This is a genomic window from Methylobacterium sp. ARG-1, assembly GCF_001262595.1.
GTDB classification, from domain to species: domain Bacteria; phylum Pseudomonadota; class Alphaproteobacteria; order Rhizobiales; family Beijerinckiaceae; genus Methylobacterium; species Methylobacterium brachiatum.
Genome location: NZ_LHCD01000033.1, coordinates 31,163 through 50,802, shown reverse-complemented (window position 1 = coordinate 50,802; position 19,640 = coordinate 31,163). Strand labels below are relative to the sequence as shown.

Genomic DNA, 19,640 nt, shown 5'->3' with positions numbered 1-19,640 from the left:
CGGCACCGTGTCCGCGCAGAACGCCATCGCGATCCTCGACTCGATGTTCGACCTGTTCAAGCAGATGGGCGGCGGCATCGCGCTCGACCTGCAATGGCTCGAGATCGCGCGGCGCCTCCAGCTGGTCCGCCGGGAGGTCGCCTGGTCGGCCGACATGGCCTTCGTGGCGACGAAGCTGAAGGCGCATGCCGCCCATTATGCCGCCACCTACCGGCCGCACGAGGGCTCGGAACGGATCAGGACGGCGAATACCGAGAAGCTCGACAAGGTCGTCGAGCAGTATTCGATTCTTCGCGCCCATCTCGAGCAGCAAGTGCCGGCCGCGTAGGCCCGGAGCAGGCCGTCCGCGGCGGATGCCCGGCGGGGTCGCCGCGGTGCCGGCGCGGACACGCTGACAAGTCCCCAGCTCCGATAGCCGAGCCGCTGCGGGCCCGTTGACTGGTTTCGGCCAGTCGCTATCGAAGCGTCGAGATACAGAGAGTCCGCGCACGAACGCGGACCCTGAGGAAACGCCGGGCCCGCGTGCCCAAATCAGGAGGGCCGCCCATGTCGTCGCCATTTCGCTTGTCCCTGTCCCGTCGCCGGTTCCTTGCGACGGGCTCGACGGCGATCCTCACCGGGGGCGTGGCCATGCCGCACGTGGCCCGGGCGCAGCGCGCGGACTTCACCTACAAATACGCGAACAACCTGCCCGACACGCATCCGATGAATGTCCGCGCCCGCGAGATGGCGGAGGCGTTGCGCGTCGAGAGCGGCGGCCGGTTCGATCTGAAAATCTTCCCCACGAGCCAACTCGGCTCGGATACCGACACGCTGAGCCAGCTGCGCTCGGGCAGCGTCGAGTTCTTCACGATGTCGCCGCTGATCCTCTCGACCCTGGTGCCCAACGCCTCGATCAACGGCATCGGCTACGCCTTCCCGGATTACGACGCCGTCTGGCCGGCGATGGACGGGGAGCTCGGCGCCTGGGTCCGCCAGCAGATCGCCAAGGCCAACCTCGTCGCCATGGAGAAGATCTGGGACAACGGCTACCGCCAGACCACCTCCTCGACCCGGCCGATCACCAGCCCGGACGACTTCAAGGGCTTCCGGATCCGCGTGCCGGTCTCGCCGCTCTGGACCTCGATGTTCCGGGCCTTCGAGGCCGCCCCCGCCTCGATCAACCTGAACGAGACCTACTCGGCCCTCCAGACCAAGATCGTCGAGGGCCAGGAGAACCCCCTGGCGGTGATCGCCACGACCAAGTTCTACGAGGTGCAGAAATACTGCTCGCTCACCAACCACATGTGGGACGGCTACTGGTTCCTGGCGAACCGCCGGGCCTGGGAGCGGATCCCCGAGGATCTGCGGACCATGGTCGCCCGCCACATCAACGAGGCCGGGATGAAGGAGCGGGCCGACGTCGCCAAGCTCAATGCCAGCTTGCAGGAAGACCTGACCAAGAGCGGCCTCGTGTTCAACAAGCCCGATCCGGAACCCTTCCGCGAGAAGCTGCGCAAGGCCGGCTTCTACGCCGAATGGAAGGGCCGGTACGGCGAGGAGGGCTGGTCCCTGCTCGAGAAGGCCTGCGGGAAGCTCGCGTGAGCGGCCCGACGGGGCCGGCGCCGCGCGGCGGCGTCGCGCCCTGTTCGCGGCGGGTGATGAACCTCGCCCATTTCCTGCGCCGGGCGGCCCGCCGCTGGCCGAACGCGATCGGCCTCGCCTGGGGCGACCGGAGCTGGAGCTGGGGCGCCCTCGATGCCCGGGTCGACGCCATGGCGGCGGCGCTGGCGGCCCGGGGGATCGCCAAGGGCGACCGCGTGCTGGTCCAGGCCCGCAACGGCAACCCGCTGTTCGAGTCGATGTTCGTCTGCTTCCGGCTCGGCGCCGTCTGGGTGCCGACAAATTTCCGGCAGACGCCCGCGGAGGTCGCCTATCTCGCCCGTGCCAGCGGTGCCTCTGCGCTGATCTGCGGCACGGAGTTCCCCGACCACGCCGCCGCGATCCGCGCCGCCGCGCCCGGGCTGGGCCTCGTGGTCGAGATCGGCGGCTCGGCCTTCGGGCTGGATTACGACGCTTTGGTCGCCGCGCATGCGGGAGCGGCGGCCCCGACCGCCGATGTCGAGCACGACGACCCGTGCTGGTTTTTCTTCACCTCGGGCACCACCGGCCGGCCGAAGGCGGCGGTGCTCACCCACGGCCAGATGGCCTTCGTCATCACCAACCATCTCTGCGACCTGATGCCGGGCACGACCGAGGCCGACGCCTCCCTGGTGGTCGCGCCGCTCTCGCACGGGGCCGGCATCCACCAGCTCGCCCAGGTCGCGGCCGGCGCGAAGACGGTGCTCACCGGCGGCACGCGCCTGGACCCCGCGGAGGTCTGGTCGCTGGTGGAGCAGTGGCACATCACCAACCTGTTCACGGTGCCGACCATCGTGAAGCTCATCACCGAGCACCCGGCGGTCGGGGCTCACGACCACACGAGCCTGCGCCACGTGATCTATGCCGGCGCGCCGATGTACCGGGAGGACCAGAAGCGGGCGCTGCGGGCGCTCGGGCCGGTGCTGGTCCAGTATTTCGGGCTCGGCGAGGTGACCGGCAACATCACCGTGCTGCCGCCCCGCCTGCATGCCGCCGAGGACGGGCCGGGCGTGAAGGTCGGCACCTGCGGCTTCGAGCGCACCGGCATGCAGGTGCAGATCCAAGACGGGGCCGGGCGTGAATTGCCCGCGGGCGAGACCGGCGAGATCTGCGTCTGCGGCCCCGCAGTGTTTGCCGGCTACTACGACAATCCGGAGGCGAACGCGGCCGCCTTCCGGAACGGCTGGTTCCGGACCGGCGATCTCGGCCATCTCGACCCGGAAGGGTTTTTGTTCATCACCGGCCGCGCCTCCGACATGTACATCTCGGGCGGATCGAACGTGTATCCGCGCGAGACGGAGGAGACGCTGCTGCGGCACCCTGCCATCGCCGAGGCGGCGATCTTGGGGGTGCCCGACCCGGCCTGGGGCGAGGTCGGCGTGGCGGTCTGCGTCGCCCGTCCCGGCACCGAAGTTGGCGAGGCGGAGCTGATCGCGTGGCTCTCCGGCGAGGTTGCCCGCTACAAGTTGCCGAAGCGGGTGTTCTTCTGGGACGCATTGCCGAAATCCGGCTACGGCAAGATCACCAAGCGGGCGATCCGCGAGGGGCTCGAGGCCCGCGGCTGCCTGCCCCTCGATGCCGGTCCTCCTGCCGGACGGTAACGCACCCGGAATCTGCATTCGCTGCACCGCACCCGGCCGAGACCGTAGGCGGACCGGGTCGGTGAAGATTTCGTGCGCGCTTCATGCCTTCTTTGCATGGCAGGCCGCAAAAGAGACCTCTCACGCGCGATCCCGGGCAGGCCCATATTGCACCGCAGCGACCGGGCGCCTTGCCCGGCCCATGTTCGGGATCGGGCACGATGGCCACCCTCGCGTATCTCGTCGGCTTCCGCTCGGAGCGCTCGCTCCTCGGCCAGGTCGCCGGCCGCCTCGAAGGCGCGCTGAAGCGCGTCGCCGCCGGCCGCTACGCCGAGCAGCGCGAGCGCGTCGCGCGCACCGGCGGCGCCGGGATGATCTGACCGGCCGACAGCGTCAAGCGAGGCGCGCCCGCGCAGCCTCGACCACGGCTTCGATGGTGATGCCGAAATGCTTGAACAGCGCCTCCGGCGCCCCGGAGGCGCCGAAGCCGGTCATGCCGACGAAGCCGCCCTCCTCGCCGATCCAGCGGTCCCAGCCGAAGCGCAGGGCGGCCTCCACGGCGATCCGGACCGTGTCCCGCGGGATGACCTGCCGGCGATAGGCCTCGTCCTGCGCCGCGAATGCCTCCCAGGACGGCATCGAGACCACCGCGGTCGGCACGCCCTCCGCCTGGAGCGCGTCGCGGGCCGCGAGCGCCAGCGCCACCTCCGAGCCGGTGCCGATCAGCGTGACCCGCCGCGTCCCCTCGGCTTCCGCCAGCACATAGGCGCCCCGGGCGCAGCGATTCTCAGAGCCACCCGGCCGGCGTAAGGCCGGGAGCGGCTGCCGGGAGCTAGATCAGCGAGGTCGGCCGGTGGCGGCTGGCCAGAGCCATCTCCCAACACTCCGCCGTCTCGACCGCGTCGGCGGGGCGCAGCACCAGCATGTTCGGGATCGCCCGGAGCGCGGCGAGATACTCCACCGGCTGGTGGGTCGGGCCGTTGCGGCCGATGGCGATCGAATCGTGGCTGTAGACCGTGACGACCGGCAGGTTCATCAGCGCCGCCAACCGCAGCGACGGGCGCATGTAATCCGAGAAGACCAGGGAGGTGGCGCCCACCGGCACCAGGCCGCGATGGGCCGCGATGCCGTTCATCATCGAGCCCATCGCGTGCTCGCGGATGCCGTAATGCAAGTAGCGGCCGGAGCGGTCCTGCGCCGTGAAGGCGTGGAGCGCGCCCTTGATCTCGGCGGAGACCTCGATGCTCGGGCGCGCCGCGCCGGCGGCGGCGAGGCGGTCTCGGGCATGACGGTGGCTCGGCGTTCAGGCGTGCGTCGGGGTTTCCAAAGGGCTCAGCCCTTTGGCGGGGTCTCGGGGCGGAGCCCCGATGAACCAGGGCTTCGCCCTGGACCCACAAAAGGTCTCGGATCTTTTGAATCGTCGGTTTTTAGAGGAACCCGATCGAGAACCAGGGGACCAGGATGATGACGACGAGGCCGACGAGCAGGGCCAGGATGTAGCCGACGATCGGGCGCATGCCCGCGTCCGGGTGGATCCGGCTGATAGCGCAGGCGGCATAGTAGCCGACCCCGAAGGGTGGAGCGAACAGGCCGATCCCCATCGCGAGGATCACCACCATCGCGTAGTGGACCTCGTGCACGCCGACCTGCCGGGCGATCGGGAACAGCAGGGGGCCGAACAGCACGATGGCCGGGATGCCCTCCAGCACCGAGCCCAGGATGATGAAGGCGCCCGCCGACACGAACAGGAAGCCCACGGGTCCGCCAGGCAGGCTCTTCATCGCCACCGCGAGCGTCTGCGAGAAGCCCGACTGGGTCAGGGCCCAGGCCATGCCGGTGGCCGCACCGATGATCAGCAGGATCGCCCCCGACAGGGTCGCGGTCATGACCAGCATCGGGTAGAGCCGCCGCCAGTCGAACTGGCGGTAGATCAGGAGCCCCGCCAGCACCGCGTAGACGATGCCGATGGTCGAGACCTCGGTGGCGGTGGCGATGCCCTCGACCACAGCGAAGCGGATCACGAAGGGCAGCGCCAGGGCCGGCACCGCCACCACGAGGGCGCGGCCGATCACGCCCCGCGACGGCCGGGCGACGTGGCTCAGGTCCTCCCGGCGGTAGCGCCACCAGACCAGGGCGCAGAGGGTCACGGCCAGCACCAGGCCCGGCATCAGGCCGCCGGTGAACAGGGCCGTGATCGACACGCCGGTGACCGAGCCGATGGTGATCAGCACGATGGAGGGCGGGATCGTCTCGGTCTGCGCGCCGGTGGTGGCGAGCAGGGCCACGAGGTCGCCCTCCTTGGCGCCCCGCGCCTTCATCTCCGGAAACAGCACGGGCGCGACGGCAGCCATGTCGGCGGCCTTCGAGCCGGAGATGCCCGAGACAAGGTACATGGCGCCGACCAGCACGTAGTGCAGGCCGCCGCGGACATGGCCGAGCAGCGAGGCCAGGAACCCGACCATGGCCCGGGCCATGCCGGTCATCTCGATCAGCAGGCCGAGGAACACGAACAGCGGCACGGCGAGCAGGATGAGGTGGCTCATGCCCTCGTCCATGCGCCCGACCACCACCATCGACGGGGCGTTGGTGGTGAGCGTGATGTAGGCGTAGGTGGACAGCCCGAACGCGAAGGCGATCGGCACGCCGGAGAAGACCAGGGCGCCGACGCCGAGCACGAAGAACAGCAGCAGGTTGAGGTTGCCGAGCCCCGCGAAGACGGGCTGGAGCGCGACGAGCCCGGCGGCGATGCCGCCGCCGAGCACCAGGGCCCCGACGGTGAGGCGCCAGTCGGCGGTCTCCAGCAGGCGGATCAGCGCGACCAGCAGCATCAGGCCGAAGCCGATCGGCAGGGCGGCAGCCCGCCAGGCGTTGTTGAGCTCCAGCGCGGGGGTCTGGACGAAGGTCTCCTCGCTGGCGAATTCGAAGGCTGGCTCCAGCACCAGAGCCACGAAGATCAGGCCGGCCACCAAGGCGACCGTCTCCAGGAAGGCGCGCAGGCGCGGGCCGCACATCGCCACGATGGCGGTCATGCGCATATGCTCGGCGCGGCGGAAGGCGACCACGGCGCCCAGCATGGCGAGCCACAGGAACAGGATCGCGGCCAGCTCGTCCGACCAGACCAGGGGCTCGCGGAACACGTAGCGGCTGACCACGCCGCCGAACAGGACGGCGATCTCGGCCAGAACCAGCAGCGCCGCCGGGATCTCCACCAGGTAGCCCAGGGCCACGTCCAGCTTGCGCAGCCAGGACCGGGCGCGCAGGGGCGGCCCCGCCAGCTCAAGCCCGGCCGCGCTCTCGACGGCCGCGATGTCGATCTGCATGGCGGTCGTTCCTCAGGTGAGTTTGCCGGATACGTCTTCGAGATGCGACCACGCCGCATCGCCGTACTTGGCCTTCCAGTCCCGGTAGAAGCTCGTCCGGCCCAGAGCCTCGCGGAAGCGTGCGCGGTCGACGTCGACGAAGCTGATACCCTTGGCAGCGAGGCTCTCGCGCAGGGACAGGCTGAGCTTGGCGACATCCGCGCGCTGGTCGGTGCCGGACCGGTCGAGCTCGCGGGAAACCGTCCGGCGCAGATCCTCCGGCAGGCGCTGCCAGGCCTTCTTGTTGCCCAGGATCCAGTAGCCGTCCCAGACATGCCCGGTCAGGCTGCAGGATTTCTGCACCTCGTAGAGCCGGGCGGTGGCCGTGATGGCGAGCGGGTTCTCCTGGCCCTCGACGACCTTGGTCTGGAGGGCGGAGTACAGCTCGTTGAAATTGATCGGCGCCGCGCCCGCATCGAGCGCCTTGATCAGCGAGGTCAGCATCGGCGCCGGGGGGACGCGGATCTTGAAGCCCTTCAGGTCCTCGGGGGTCCTGATCTCGCGGGTCGAAGAGGTGATCTGCCGGAAGCCGTTGTCCCAGACCTTTGAGACGGTGAGGATCGGCGTCTTGGCGATCTCGGCCCGGACGTAATCGCCGAGCCCGCCATCCATCGCCGCCCAGACCGCGTCGTAATCCTTGAAGGCGAAGCCGGTGTTGGGCAGGCTCGCGGCCGGCACGAAGGTGGCGAGGATCGAGGTCGCGAGGTTGAAGAACTCGACGCTGCCGTTGCGCACCTGCGCCAGCAGGTCGGTGTCGGAGCCGAGCTGGTTGGCCGGGAACAGCTTGATCTCCAGCCGCCCGCCGGTCGCCTCGCGGATCCGGTCGAGGGCCTCCTGCGCCCGGACGTTGACCGGGTGGGTCGGGTCCTGGCCGGTGGCGAGCTTGTAGGAGAACTCGGCCGCCTGCCCGCGCCGGGTCAGGATGCCGAAGACCGGAACGGCGGCCGCGCCCGCGAGCAGGCTGCGGCGGCTGAAACGCGTGTGGCGCATGGTTTCACTCCCTGGGTCGTCCCGAGCCGCGCGATCCCCGCCGTTAACCGGTCGTGTAGATGCGTGCGTCCCTTCAGTCTTCGCGGCCCGGTACTGGTACCGGCGGACCGCTTCTGTGCGTCTCACGCGCCGTTTCTGCTCCGGCGCCAATCATCCAGGCTCAGCGGCGCGGGGACAAGCCGTGACGGCGCACAAACGCCGACACTTCACCGCCCATCGGCCCGTCCCCTTATTCCCCGTTGAGCGCGCGATAGGCGCGCACCACCTGGCTGTCGTCGGCGGCGCCGTCGCCCCGGCCCGAGGTCGAGACGAAGAGCTGATGAGCCAGCGCCGCCAGCGGCAGGGCCGCGCCGGCGCTGCGTCCGGCCTCCAGCACGATGCCGAGATCCTTGACGAAGATGTCGACCGCGCTGGTTACCTCCGGGTCCGCCTCCAGCATCCGGGGCCCGCGGTCGCGCAGCATCCAGCTCGCGGCCGAGGAGCCCGAGAGGATCTCCAGCACCACCGCGAGATCGACCCCCACCCGCCCGGCCAGGGCCATCGCCTCGGCGGCGGCCGCGATATGGACGCCGCACAGGAGCTGGTTCACCGCCTTGACGGTGGCGCCCTGGCCCGGCCGCTCGCCGACATGGAAGATTCGGTCGCCGAGCGCGTCGAGGACCGGGCGGATCGCCGCCAGCGTCGCGGCCGGGGCCGCGGCCATGATCGTGAGCTTGGCGGCCTTCGCGCCGACGACGCCCCCCGAGACCGGGGCATCCACGAACCGGCGGCCGGTGGCGCAGACGCGTGCCGCGATGGCCTCCACGGCCCCCGGCGGACAGGTCGCCATCAGGACCACGATGCCGTCCGGGGCGAGGGCGTCGAGGGCGCCGTGCGCGAACAGCACCTCCTCGGCCTGGGCGGCGTTCACCACCATCAGCAGGAGCGCGTCGACGCCGTCAGTCGCCTGCGCCAGGGTCTCGGCCGGAGCCCCGCCCAGGGCCGCGAGGGCTGCGCGGCTCTCCGCCCAGACATCGTAGCCGCGGACGGAAAGCCCCGCGGCGACGAGGTGGCCAGCCATCGGCAGGCCCATGGCGCCGAGGCCGACGAAGGTGAGGCGGCTCACAGCCATCCGCGGATGCTCCGCGCCATGGCGGCCGCCGAGATCCCGTAGCGGTCGTGGAGCGTCGGCAGGGCGCCGGCGTCGAGGAATTCGTCCGGGAGGCCGATCTGGCGGAAGCCGCGCTCCGGCATCGTGCCGTTGCGCATCAGCAGGCCGGCCACCGCCTCGCCGAGGCCGCCGATCACCGTGTGGTTCTCGGCCACCACCACGAGCCGGCCGCCGCGCCCGGCCTCGCGCAGGATCGTCGCCTCGTCCAGCGGCTTGATTGTCGGCACGTGCAGGACCGCCACGTCGATCCGGTCGTCGCGCAGGGCGTCGGCCACCTCCAGCGCCCGCATGGTCATCAGGCCGGAGGAAACGATCAGCACGTCGCGCCCGTCGCGGATCGTCTTGGCCTTGCCGAGCTCGAACGTGTAGCCGTACTGGTCCAGCACCAGGGGGACGTTGCCGCGCAGGAGCCGCAGGTAGACCGGCCCCTTATGGGCGGCCATGGCCGGCACCACCTGCTCGATCTCGTGGGCGTCGCAGGGGTCGATGATCGTGAGGTTGGGCATGCCGCGGAAGATCGCGAGGTCTTCCGTCGCCTGGTGGCTCGGGCCGTAGCCGGTGGTCAGGCCGGGCAGGGCGCAGGCGATCTTGACGTCGAGATTCTCCTCCGCGATCGCCAGGCAGATGAAGTCGTAGGCCCGCCGGGCGGCGAACACCGCGTAGGTGGTGGCGAACGGCGTGAAGCCTTCCCGGGCGAGCCCGGCCGCCGCGCTCATCAGCAGCTGCTCGGCCATCCCCATCTGGTAGAAGCGCTCGGGATGGGCCTGCGCGAAGATGTGCAGGTCGGTGTATTTCGACAGGTCCGCCGACAGGCCGACGATGTCGGGCCGCGTCTTGGCGAGCTCGACCAGGGCATGGCCGAAGGGCGCCGCCTTGGTGCGCTGCCCGGGGGCGGCGAGCGAGGCGATCATCGCCGAAGTCTTGAGGCTGCCGCCCTCGCGGGGCGCGGGCTTCTCGTATTTCGAGCGTTTCACCGCACCCTCCCTTCGTCCAGGATCGCCCGGGCCCCGTCCAGGACCGTCAAAGCCCGCTGCCACTCGTCCGGCTCGACGCGCAGGAAGTGGTTGCGCTCGCGCGCTTCCAGGAACGGCACACCCTTGGCCATGCGCGTGTCGCAGATGATGATCCGGGGCTGCGGCCCCAGGTGGTTCCGGGCGGCGTCGAAGGCCGCCACCAGCGCGTCGAGGTCGTTGCCGTCGACCCGCTGCACGAACCAGTTGAACGCCTCGAATTTCGGGGCCAGCGGCTCGAAGTTGAGCACTCCCGTGGAGGCGCCGTCGGCCTGCATGCCGTTCACGTCGACGAGGCCGATCAGGTTGTCGAGCTTGAACGAGCCCGCCGACATGGCGGCCTCCCAGGTCGAGCCCTCGTCGAGCTCGCCGTCGGAGAACAGGTTGTAGACGAAGTTTCTCGAGCCCTTCCGCTTCAGCCCGAGGCATAGGCCGACTGCGATACCCAGACCGTGGCCGAGCGAGCCGCCGGTGATCTCCATGCCCGGCGTGTAGGCGGCCATGCCGGACATCGGCAGGCGGCTGTCGTCGCCGCCATAGCTCGTCAGCTCGTCCTCCGGGATGATCTCCGCCTCGATCAGCGCCGCGTAGAGGGCGATGGCGTAGTGGCCGATCGAGAGCAGGAACCGGTCGCGGCCCTCCCATTCGGGATCCTCGGGCCGGTAGGTCATGGCGTGGAAGTAGCTCACCGCCAGCACGTCGCTGATGCCGAGCGCCTGGGCGATGTAGCCCTGGCCCTGGACCTCGCCCATGCGCAGGGCGTGGCGGCGGATGCGGTAGGCGCGCTCGCTGAGCGGGACGTTGGACCCCGCGCGGGGGCGTTCGGTCGGCAGCCTCTCGGTCGGCATGGGACTCCCCCCTCAGTGGATCAGCATGCCGCCGTTCACGTCGATCACCGCCCCGGTGATGTACGCGGACAGGTCGGAGGCCAGGAACAGGCAGGCCTTGGCGACGTCGTCGGCCACCCCGAGGCGCCCGAGCGGGATGCCCTTCGCGATCTCGACCTTGAGCTCGGGGGTGAGCTTGCCGCCGGTGATGTCGGTCTGGATCAGGCCGGGCGTCACGGAATTCACCCGGATCCCGTCGGCGCCGAGCTCCCGGGCCATGGCCTTGGCGAGGCCGAGCACGCCGCCCTTGGCGGCGCTGTAATGCGGGCCACCGAAGATGCCGCCGCCGCGCTGAGCGGAGACCGAGGACATGCACACGATCGCCCCAGAGCCCTGGCCGCGCATCCCCGGGATCACGGCCTGGCTCATGTAGAGGGTGCCGCGCAGGTTCACGTCGGTGACGGCGTCGTAATTCTCCGGCGCGATCTCCATGATCTTGAGCGGTTGGGTGATGCCGGCATTGTTAACCAGCACGTCGATGCGCCCGAGCCGGGCGACGATCTCCTCGGCGGCCCGGTCACAGGCGGCCCGGTCGGTCACGTTGCAGGCGAGTCCGATATGGCCGGGGCCGATGTCGCGAGCGGCCTCCTCGGCCTGGCCGGCATCGAGGTCGAGCACGGTGATGCGGGCGCCGGACTGGGCGAACAGGCGCGCCGTGGCCTTCCCGATGCCGCGGGCGGAGGCCGCCCCGGTGATCACGCAGACCCGATCGTTCAGCAGCATGGGACCCTCCCGGCGATCCGCGCGCATGCGGGATCGAAGCCTGTCGTCGCGACGGAGGCTGAGGCCGGCGACCGCGATCCGGGGATCGGCGGCCTCGCGGTGACGTTTCCTCGCGTCTTGTTCGTTGCGGCGATAGTGGCCCGGGGCGGCCCGCGCGACAAACGCGAATCCTGCACCCGCAGGTGAATGGTATTCACCTGCTCTCAGGTTTCAGGCGAGCTCGGCGTCCAGCTCGATCGCGAGTTCCCGGGCGAGCCAGCGGGCGAAGACCCGCAGCGGCGCCCGGCGGCGGGCATCAGCCGGGCAGACGAAATGGTGGCCGGTGTAGCTGATATCCTCCGCCCGCCCGACCAAAGGCGCGACCAGGCGGCCGGCGGCGATCTCCCGCTCGGCGAGCCGGGTGGATTCGAGGGCGACGCCCAGCCCGTCGGCCGCCGCCGCCAAAGCCAGGAAGCTCCGGTCGAAGCGGATCGCGGCGGTGGGCGGCGCGGTAAGCCGGTTGCGCTCGAACCAATGGGTCCAGCGCACCTGCTTGTTGTCGCTCTGGATCAGGGTCTGCCCGAACAGGTCGGCGGGATCGGTGATCCGGGCGGCGCGCTCGGGATCGCAGAGCGGCGTCACGGTCTCGAGCCCGAGCGGCATGCGCACCAGCCCCTCGCCCCGGGGCGGCCCGTAGACGATGTCGGCGTCGAACTCGTCGGTGATGAACCGGGCGTAGTCCATGCCGGCGGCGAGCCGCACCTCGAAGCCCGGATGCTCGCTGAGGAAGCGCGCCAGTCGCGGCGCGAGCCATTGCGCGGCGAAGCTCGGGGCGCAGTGCAGCCGCAGCAATTGCGGCCCGCGATTCGCCACGAGGTCGAAGCCGCGGTTCAGTTCGGCGAAGGCCCGGCCGACATGGTCGCACAGGGCCTCGCCGGCCGGGGTCGGGGTGATGCCCTGGCCATTCCGCTCGAACAGGGCGACGCCGAGGGTCTCCTCCAGCTTGCGCACGGCGTGGCTGACCGCGCTCGGCGACAGGTTCAGCTCGCCGGCCGCCGCCTTGAACGAGCGCCGCCGCGCGGCGGCCTCGAAGATCCGCACGGCGGACAGGGGAACGGGCGAACGCATCCGCGGCAGGATGGGCCCGCGCTCAGGGTGCTGACAATGGCCGCGGGGCGGATCCCGGCCGGCGGAACGGCTTCACGCCGCCAGGGCCGCGCTTCCGTCCCGGCCGTGGGCCTGATCCATGATCTCGCCCATCCGCTCGCCGACGGCGATCGCGATACGCTCGGAGGCGGCGCCCTCGGAGCCCTGCTGGCAGATCCGGGTGAGGACGTCGGTAACGCGCTGTTCCATGACGGCCAGGATGGCCGCGGCGGCCGCGGGCTGGGCGCCGCGGAGCACGGCCGCGAGGTCGCAATAGGCGTCCTGCAGGAGCCGCAGCGTCAGGCGCTCGACAGCCTGCTCGTCTTCCGCCTTCAAGGCACCCATGCCACGCCTCCCTCAGGTCGCTCGCTGGCAACTTGGGCAGGACCCGTTAACGGCGCGTAAACCAAGCGCGGCCGGAGAGGCAATCGGCGAACCATGCCGGACCGCGGCGGCCCGGGATCAGCACCCGGAGCAGATGCCGCTCGCCGCATTGCGCCCGCCCTTGAGCAGGCGGTCCATCATCGCCTCGCGGTCGTAGGTCCGGGGCGCGGCCCCCGACGGCGCCGGCTGCCCCGCCGCCGCGAGAGCCGGCGGCTTCAGGAGATCCCCGGGGTGCAATGCCTCCCAGGTCATGCGGCTGCGCCGGGACGAGTCGAGGACCGCGTTCGGGTTCAGCCCGCGCGGCTCGAAAGCCGTGACCGGGACCGTCAGGGTGCCGGGGATGACGATGCGGGGCAGGGCGGCCGGCGACTCGACCGGAGCCTCCGGAAGCGTCGCCACCGGCACCGCGGCACCGGATGAAACCGTGCGCGGCAAGGCGCTGTAGGCCGTCGGGACATTCGGCAGACGCGCGCACGCCCCCGTCACGAGCACCAAGCCGAGAGCCGCCATCCGCCTTACACCGTTCATGAGCACCCTGATGCCAGACTCGGCCCTAATCGTCGGCCGTGACACGCGGGATTAACCATATATCCGGTCGTTTGTCCAGCCTGAGAGCCGTAAACGACCGGGAAACAACCCAACAATACTTCAGTAGATTGCAAAATAGCGCGATCATCTCGAGGAGATCAGCCACGGCCGCCCGAAGTATCGCGGGCACCGCCGTTCCGATGGCGCGCACGCGGCGTGCGTATTGAATACCGACGGCCCAAGAAAACGGTTTGCTCGGCCGCACCGACACGGCAACAGGAAGCTTGGCGGCTTTTGGCGACCGCCGAGATGGGTCATGACGCGCGTTGCACACTCTTGGATGGCGGCGCTTTCTGCATTCGCCATCGCGTTGCCGAGCATCAGCGCGGCCTTTCCCGCGAGCCGGAGCGCGGAACATGCCGGTGCGGGCATCGATCGCGCCGGGCTCATTGCGGAGAGACAGCAGCAGCGCTGGCAGCAGCTTTCGCTCTCCATCTGCACGGGCTGCATCACTGCGGCCAACCGCGTCGCCCCGGTCAGCTACGACAAGCCGAGCCTGGCCGAGCTGACGCGGCCGAATCCGCGCGTGACGATGGCCGCGCGCCGCCCGCGGGCGAAGGTCCGGCTCGCCCAGCTGCGCAAGCGCTACGCCCGCCTCCAGCGGCACGACCGCCGCAGGATCGCCACGCGGGCGCGTCCGGTCCGGCTGGCGAAACGCCTGCCCCCGCGGAAGCTCGCGCATCTCCAGACGGCGCCGGTGGCATGGCCGGTCGGGTCGATCCCCGTCGCGTACCGGCTGCCCGAGCGTCCGGTCGAGCGCCCGTGGGTGCCGCAGGACGACAACCGCTGGCACGCGACGATCCTGCCGGCCTCGTCGCTGCGCCCGCGGCGATCCTGACAGGTTCCGAGACGGCACCGCATCGGACGCCGGGACCGGGCCCAATACGCCGCACCGCAGGCGGGGCGGGCGGTTGAACCGCGCCGCCCGCGTCACGTTGTGCCGGCGGAGTCCCCCATGACTGTCATCCGCCTCCTCGTTGCCGGCTTGGCCGTCGCGCTCAGCCTCGGCGCCGCGCGGGCGGTCGATCGCGATCCGACCGGCGGCATCGCCCCTCCCGCCGCGGTCGAGCCGGTCCAGGATGCCGCCATCATCGGAGACACCGCGCGGAACCTCGCGGTGACGCTGCCGGAGCAGAGCGTGACCACCACGGCTGCGCCGAAACCGCTGCCGCCGCTGAAGCCCCTGCCGAAATGGGATCCGCGCGTCTGCATCGGCTGCTGAGCCGCCGTCATCGCGGCAGGAACCGGCGCACGGCCCGTCCCGACAGGGCTGCCCCGATGCATCAGGTCGCTGGTTGTCGGCGGAACTTGGCGGCGCCCGGGCGCGTCGGCTTCGTGAACCCCCACACGCTTCAGAGTCTGACCATGCGCATCCTTCTTCTCGCCGGCCTCTGCCTGTCGCCGCTCGTCTCGACCCAGGTCCTGGCCCAGGTCCAGCAGAACAACCCCAACGCCGCGAACCAATCCATGGAGTACAACAGCCAGATGCGCTCGCTGCGGCAGGAGCAGACGACGCAGGGCAACACGCTCCAGATGAATATCGAGCGGAACCAGGCCGCGACGCCCAGCCCCAATACCGGGCCGAACGCGATCGCCCCGATCGGCGGCGGCACCGGCGTCGGCGTCGGCCGCTGAGCCGGCGGCTCGACCCGATCGGCCGAAGAATCACAGGTTCACCGCGCGGGCCAGCCGGGACGGTGAACCTGTGATCGCATGGCGTCGGCGGATGTCGCGCCGCCGATAACCGTCACGCCGCCGCGGGCAGGGCGGGGCGGCTCTCGATCGCCTTGCGCACGATCGCCTCGACCGCTTCCCGCCGCGCCCCGGACAGGGGCTTGCGCGGCGCCCGTACGTGCTCGGTCGAGTTGATGGCGAGGGCTTCGGCGAGCTTGATGTTCTGGACCAGGTAGGTCGAGACATCGAGGTCGAGGAGCGGCCGGAACCAGCGGTAGATCGCCAGCGCCTCCTTGAGGCGGCCCGCCTGCATCAGGCGGTAGATCGCGACCGTCTCCGCCGGGAAGGCGCAGACGAGGCCGGCGACCCAGCCGCAGGCGCCGACCGCGAGGGCCTCCAGGGCGAGGTTGTCGACGCCGGTGAGCACGGCGTAGCGGTCGCCCAGCCGGTTGATGATCTCGGTGGTGCGCCGGATGTCGTCGGAGGATTCCTTGATGGCGACAAAGCGCGGATCCGCGGCCAGCGCCTCCATGATCTCGGGCGTCACGTCGACCCGGTATGCGACCCGGTTGGAATAGATCATCACCGGCAGGTCGCCCGCGGCCGCGACGGCCCGCAAGGTCTCGACCGTCTCGGCCGGGTCGGTGTGATAGATCGGGCTCGGCACCACCATGAGGCCGCTGGCCCCGGCCTTGGCCGCCTTGGCGGCGAGCGCGCAGGCCTCGCGGGTCCCCGCCTCGGACACGGTCAGCAGGGTCGGCTTGCCGTTGGTGACCGACTGGGCCCGCTGGAGCACCGCGATGCGCTCGTCATGGGACAGCATCGGCCCCTCGCCCAGCGAGCCGCACACGATGATGCCGTCGCAGCCCGCCTCCATCTGGATGCTGAAGCAGCGCTCCATCTCGGCGTGGTCGAGGCTGCCGTCGGGCTTGAACTTGGTCGTGACGGCGGGAATGACACCTGTCCACATGGTCGAAGATCCTTCTGAATCATGGGGTTGAACGGCACCGCGCCTGGGCCGCGCGGCCATGGCTTCGCCCACGCCTCGCGCGGCGCGGCGGCGAAATCGGACTGCCCGCCGGGGCAGGGGGCGTGGCTCAGGCCGCCTCGGCGGCCGGCGCGCGCTCGCGGGTGGCGGTCAGGACCGGGCGCCTCTTGCCCCGCTCGGCCCGGCGCCGGCGCAGGTGCAGGAACTCGCCGACGACGCCGCGCCGGAAGAACGAGACGCAGACGATGAAGATCAGGCCGATCACCACGGTGACGAGGTCGCCGATGGTCGCGAGGTAGTTCTGCAGCCCGACCACCAGCCCGGCCCCGAGCAGCGGCCCGAAGATCGTGCCGACGCCCCCGAGCAGGGTCATCAGCACCACCTCGGTCGAGGTGTGCAGCGAGACGTCGTTGAGGGAGACGAGCTGGAACACCAGCGCCTTCATCGCCCCGGCATAGCCGGCCACCGCAGCCGAGATCACGAAGGCCAGGAGCTTGAACCGGTCCGTGTCGTAGCCGAGCGAGGTCGCCCGGGCCTCGTTGTCCCGCACCGCCTGCAGGATCTGGCCGAAGGGCGAGTGGACGACGCGGTCGACGAACAGGAAGCCCGCCGCGAACAGCGCCAGCGTCACGTAGTACATCGCCGTGTCGGAGGAGAGGTCGAGCCCGAACAGGCTGCCGCGCGGGATGCCCTGGAGTCCGTCCTCACCGCCGGTCCAGCGAAACTGCACCGCCAGGAAGTAGACGATCTGCGAGAGCGCCAGGGTGATCATCGCGAAGTAGATGCCCCGCCGCCGGATCGCGAGGCCGCCGATGGCGAAGCCGATGAGCGCCGCCGCGGCGACGCCCGCCACGAAGGCCGCCGGCATCCCCAGCGGGTGGTTGCCGAACCGGATCATCAGGGCGCCGGTGACGTAGCCGGCGCTGCCCAGGAAGGCGGCGTGCGCGAAGGAGACGAGCCCGGTAAATCCCAGGAGCAGGTTGAAGGCGCAGGCGAACAGCCCGTAGCACATCACCTTCATCACGAAGACCGGGTAGATCAGCCCCGGCACGAACGGCACGACCAGGGCGAGCCCGATCAGGACCAGAAAGATCTTGACGGTGTTCGACATCGGCTCCCCTCAGGCTTCGCGGCCGAACAGGCCGGCCGGGCGCACCAGCAGGGCCAGCGCCATGATGACGAACACCACCACGGTGGAGGCCTCGGGGTAGACCACCTTGGTCAGCCCCTCGATCAGCCCGAGGGCGAGGCCGGTCATCATCGCGCCGAGGATCGAGCCGAGCCCGCCAATCACCACCACGGCGAAGACGATGTTGAGCAGGTTGCCGCCCATCAGCGGCGTCACCTGCATGATCGGCGCGGCCAGCACCCCGGCGATGCCGGCGAGCGCCACGCCGAACCCGTAGGTGAGGGTGATCATCACCGGCACGTTGATGCCGAAGGCCTGGAGCAGGCGCGGGTTCTCGGTGCCGGCGCGCAGATAGGCGCCGAGCTTGGTCCGCTCGAACAGGTACCAAGTGGCGAAACAGATCAGCAGCGAAGCCACGACCACGAAGACGCGGTATTTCGGCAGCAGCATGAAGCCGACATCGACCGGCCCCTGCAGGATCTCCGGCGGCTCGTAGCCCTGGCCGGAGACGCCGAACGCGTAGCGGAACGCCCCCTCCATCACCAGAGCCACCCCGAAGGTCAGGAGCAGGCCGTAGAGGTGGTCGAGATGGTAGAGCCGGCGCAGCAGCGTGCGCTCGATGACCATGCCGAACAGGGCGACGCAGAGCGGCGCCAGCACCAGCGCGACCCAGAAACTGATCTGGACGTCGGGATAGCCGAGCCAAGGCCCGATCTGGGTCAGCCCGATCCAGGCCAGGAAGGCGGCCATCATGAACTGCGCCCCGTGGGTGAAGTTGATGATGTTGAGCAGCCCGAAGATGATCGCGAGCCCCATACTCAGCAGGGCGTAGAAGCAGCCGCCGATCAGGCCGATGGTGAGCTGGGCCAGGAAGGCCTGGAGGGTGATGTCCATAGCGGGGTCACCGGCGGGTTGGAGGGGTCGGACGGTCTTTTCGGGGCTGCACCACAAGGGCTACGGCTCCACAGGGTCGAGGCACCGTCACTCTTGCAGGGCTCGACGTGCCCCCTCTCCCGAGCGGGAGAGGGTTGGGGTGAGGGGCCAGGTCTTTCCGGAGATGTCGCATCCCTCACCCTGTCCCCCCTCCCGCACGGGAGAGGGAACCCTCGCCTTCTCCGGGGCAAACCTCTGTAGCCCGCAGCCACACCGGGTAGGGGACGCGTCATCCCGAAGGCCGGTGCGCGCCCTTGCGCGACAGCGTTTCACCCCTTGGCGTTGAGCGGGCAGCTGTCGGACGGCTTCGGGAACACCTCGTCGCCGCTCAGGACCGCCCGGACGTTGTAGAAGTCCCAGTCGCGCTTGGATTCCGACGGCTTCTTCACCTGAAGGAGCAGCATGTCGTGGACGAGGGCACCGTCGGCGCGCAGCCTGCCGTTGCGGATCACCGCGTCGTCGATGGTCATGGTGCGCAGCTTGGCCATCACGGTGCCGGCCTCGTCGGTGCCCGCCGCCTGGATCGCCTTGAGGTAGCTCAGCACGGCCGAGTAGACCGCCGCCTGGGAAGCGCTCGGCATGCGCTTCATCTTGGCGAAGTACTTCTCCGCGAAGGCGCGCGAGCGGTCGTCGTAATCCCAGTAGAAGGCTTCCGTAAGGTACATATCCTGGGCCTTGGCCAGCCCGAGGCTCTTCACGTCGGTGATGTAGGTCAGCAGCGGCGCGATCACCTGCTTGTCGCTGCGGCCGATACCGTACTCGGCGGCCTGCTTGACCGCGTTGACCGTGTCGCTGCCGGCATTGGCCAGCGCGATCACCTGCGCGCCGCTCCCCTGGGCCTTCAGCATGAAGGAGGAGAAGTCGCCGCCCGGGAAGGGGTGGCGCGAGACGCCCAGCACCTTGCCGCCCTCGGCCTCCACCACCGCGGAGGCGTCCTTCTCGAGGGAATGGCCGAAGGTGTAATCGGCGGTCACGAAGTACCAGGTCTTGCGGCCGGTCTTCAGCAGCGCCTTGGCGGTACCGGCCGCGAGCGCATAGGTGTTGACCATCCACTGCGCGTTGAGCGGCGAGCACTTCTCGTTGATCGCCGCCATGGCGACCCCGGCCGAGAGCATCGTCACCCGGTTCTTCTGCTTGGCGATCTCCATCACGGCGAGCGCCGTCGAGGAGGTCGGGAAGTCGGCGATCATGTCGACCTTGCCCTGGTCGAACCATTCCCGGGCGAGGTTGGCCGCGATGTCGGGCTTGTTCTGGTGGTCGGCCGCGATGAGCTCGACCGGGGCGTTCAGCACCTTGCCGCCCATCTCGTCGATGGCGATCTGCGCCGCCACGGCCGAGCCGCGCCCGGTGAAATCGGAATAGATCCCCGACAGGTCGTTGAGGATGCCGATCTTGACGACGCCGTCGCTGACCGCCTCGGCGGCAAGCGAAGGCAGGGCGGCCGACGCGAGCGACGCGCCGAGCACGCAACCGATGAACCGTGACCGCATGTTCCCGCCT

The 19,640-nt window shown here is 70.1% G+C and carries 20 protein-coding genes and 1 pseudogene; 7 read left to right on the top strand and 14 right to left on the bottom strand.

Going from position 1 to position 19,640, the window contains the following annotated elements; genetic code table 11:
* The first annotated feature begins 7 nt into the window (after positions 1 to 7).
* From AKJ13_RS23900 to AKJ13_RS32340, 4 genes are all read left to right on the top strand, one after another.
* The gene (locus tag AKJ13_RS23900; protein ID WP_050735611.1) at positions 8 to 328 is read left to right on the top strand and encodes a hypothetical protein; all 321 of its coding nucleotides are present in this window, start codon (positions 8 to 10) and stop codon (positions 326 to 328) included.
* Positions 329 to 546: 218 nt separating this feature from the next.
* Positions 547 to 1,584, top strand: coding sequence for a TRAP transporter substrate-binding protein (locus AKJ13_RS23895; RefSeq protein ID WP_082317097.1), 1,038 nt, complete (start codon positions 547 to 549; stop codon positions 1,582 to 1,584).
* Positions 1,581 to 3,221 carry an acyl-CoA synthetase gene (locus AKJ13_RS23890; protein ID WP_082317096.1) on the top strand — a complete coding sequence of 547 codons (1,641 nt, stop codon included), beginning with the start codon at positions 1,581 to 1,583 and terminating at the stop codon, positions 3,219 to 3,221. Before AKJ13_RS23895 ends, AKJ13_RS23890 begins: the two co-directional genes overlap by 4 nt.
* 200 nt (positions 3,222 to 3,421) lie before the next feature.
* Positions 3,422 to 3,580 carry a hypothetical protein gene (locus AKJ13_RS32340; protein WP_007558623.1) on the top strand — a complete coding sequence of 53 codons (159 nt, stop codon included), beginning with the start codon at positions 3,422 to 3,424 and terminating at the stop codon, positions 3,578 to 3,580.
* A 13-nt stretch (positions 3,581 to 3,593) separates the two neighbouring features.
* Here AKJ13_RS32340 and AKJ13_RS23885 read toward each other — a convergent pair.
* The 10 genes and pseudogenes from AKJ13_RS23885 to AKJ13_RS23840 form a co-directional block, all read right to left on the bottom strand.
* Positions 3,594 to 4,392 (bottom strand): annotated as a pseudogene (locus tag AKJ13_RS23885) (transketolase C-terminal domain-containing protein); the annotation flags it as partial.
* 235 nt (positions 4,393 to 4,627) lie between these two features.
* Positions 4,628 to 6,520 (bottom strand): TRAP transporter large permease subunit, encoded by a 1,893-nt coding sequence (locus AKJ13_RS23880; RefSeq protein ID WP_050735609.1) that lies wholly within the window; start codon positions 6,518 to 6,520, stop codon positions 4,628 to 4,630.
* 12 nt (positions 6,521 to 6,532) lie between these two features.
* Entirely contained in the window at positions 6,533 to 7,549 is a 1,017-nt protein-coding gene (locus AKJ13_RS23875) for a TRAP transporter substrate-binding protein (protein ID WP_050735608.1), read from the bottom strand.
* A 229-nt stretch (positions 7,550 to 7,778) separates the two neighbouring features.
* Complete coding sequence (locus AKJ13_RS23870; RefSeq protein ID WP_050735607.1) at positions 7,779 to 8,660, bottom strand: NAD(P)-dependent oxidoreductase; 882 nt, start codon at positions 8,658 to 8,660, stop codon at positions 7,779 to 7,781.
* Positions 8,651 to 9,673 carry a transketolase family protein gene (locus AKJ13_RS23865; RefSeq protein ID WP_050735606.1) on the bottom strand — a complete coding sequence of 341 codons (1,023 nt, stop codon included), beginning with the start codon at positions 9,671 to 9,673 and terminating at the stop codon, positions 8,651 to 8,653. Before AKJ13_RS23865 ends, AKJ13_RS23870 begins: the two co-directional genes overlap by 10 nt.
* Entirely contained in the window at positions 9,670 to 10,557 is an 888-nt protein-coding gene (locus AKJ13_RS23860) for a transketolase (protein ID WP_050735605.1), read from the bottom strand. Before AKJ13_RS23860 ends, AKJ13_RS23865 begins: the two co-directional genes overlap by 4 nt.
* Positions 10,558 to 10,569: 12 nt before the next feature.
* Complete coding sequence (locus AKJ13_RS23855; RefSeq protein ID WP_050735604.1) at positions 10,570 to 11,319, bottom strand: glucose 1-dehydrogenase; 750 nt, start codon at positions 11,317 to 11,319, stop codon at positions 10,570 to 10,572.
* 210 nt (positions 11,320 to 11,529) lie between these two features.
* A complete protein-coding gene (locus AKJ13_RS23850) occupies positions 11,530 to 12,426 on the bottom strand; it encodes a LysR substrate-binding domain-containing protein (RefSeq protein WP_050735603.1) in 897 nt (298 codons plus the stop codon).
* Positions 12,427 to 12,498: 72 nt separating this feature from the next.
* Positions 12,499 to 12,789 carry a hypothetical protein gene (locus AKJ13_RS23845; RefSeq protein WP_007558605.1) on the bottom strand — a complete coding sequence of 97 codons (291 nt, stop codon included), beginning with the start codon at positions 12,787 to 12,789 and terminating at the stop codon, positions 12,499 to 12,501.
* A gap of 117 nt (positions 12,790 to 12,906) precedes the next feature.
* The gene (locus tag AKJ13_RS23840) at positions 12,907 to 13,338 is read right to left on the bottom strand and encodes a hypothetical protein (protein WP_050735602.1); all 432 of its coding nucleotides are present in this window, start codon (positions 13,336 to 13,338) and stop codon (positions 12,907 to 12,909) included.
* 334 nt (positions 13,339 to 13,672) lie between these two features.
* Between AKJ13_RS23840 and AKJ13_RS23835 the strand changes: the two genes are divergently transcribed.
* The 3 genes from AKJ13_RS23835 (at position 13,673) to AKJ13_RS23825 (ending at position 15,051) form a co-directional block, all read left to right on the top strand.
* Positions 13,673 to 14,254 (top strand): hypothetical protein, encoded by a 582-nt coding sequence (locus AKJ13_RS23835; protein ID WP_144426365.1) that lies wholly within the window; start codon positions 13,673 to 13,675, stop codon positions 14,252 to 14,254.
* Positions 14,255 to 14,371: 117 nt separating this feature from the next.
* On the top strand, positions 14,372 to 14,638 hold the full coding sequence (locus tag AKJ13_RS23830; RefSeq protein ID WP_050735600.1) for a hypothetical protein: 267 nt from the start codon (positions 14,372 to 14,374) through the stop codon (positions 14,636 to 14,638).
* Between the two features lie 143 nt (positions 14,639 to 14,781).
* Positions 14,782 to 15,051, top strand: a complete 270-nt coding sequence (locus AKJ13_RS23825) for a hypothetical protein (RefSeq protein ID WP_050735629.1) — start codon at positions 14,782 to 14,784, stop codon at positions 15,049 to 15,051.
* A 112-nt stretch (positions 15,052 to 15,163) separates the two neighbouring features.
* On the opposite strand, the gene AKJ13_RS23820 is transcribed toward AKJ13_RS23825, so the two are convergent.
* The 4 genes from AKJ13_RS23820 to AKJ13_RS23805 all read right to left on the bottom strand — a co-directional run bounded on the left by AKJ13_RS23820 (position 15,164) and on the right by AKJ13_RS23805 (position 19,630).
* Positions 15,164 to 16,060: a dihydrodipicolinate synthase family protein gene (locus tag AKJ13_RS23820; protein ID WP_050735599.1), complete on the bottom strand. Its 897-nt coding sequence runs from the start codon at positions 16,058 to 16,060 to the stop codon at positions 15,164 to 15,166.
* A 127-nt stretch (positions 16,061 to 16,187) separates the two neighbouring features.
* The gene (locus tag AKJ13_RS23815; RefSeq protein WP_050735598.1) at positions 16,188 to 17,189 is read right to left on the bottom strand and encodes a branched-chain amino acid ABC transporter permease; all 1,002 of its coding nucleotides are present in this window, start codon (positions 17,187 to 17,189) and stop codon (positions 16,188 to 16,190) included.
* Between the two features lie 9 nt (positions 17,190 to 17,198).
* The gene (locus AKJ13_RS23810) at positions 17,199 to 18,101 is read right to left on the bottom strand and encodes a branched-chain amino acid ABC transporter permease (protein WP_050735597.1); all 903 of its coding nucleotides are present in this window, start codon (positions 18,099 to 18,101) and stop codon (positions 17,199 to 17,201) included.
* Positions 18,102 to 18,409: 308 nt separating this feature from the next.
* Positions 18,410 to 19,630 carry an ABC transporter substrate-binding protein gene (locus AKJ13_RS23805; protein ID WP_050735596.1) on the bottom strand — a complete coding sequence of 407 codons (1,221 nt, stop codon included), beginning with the start codon at positions 19,628 to 19,630 and terminating at the stop codon, positions 18,410 to 18,412.
* Between the last annotated feature and the right edge of the window lie 10 nt (positions 19,631 to 19,640).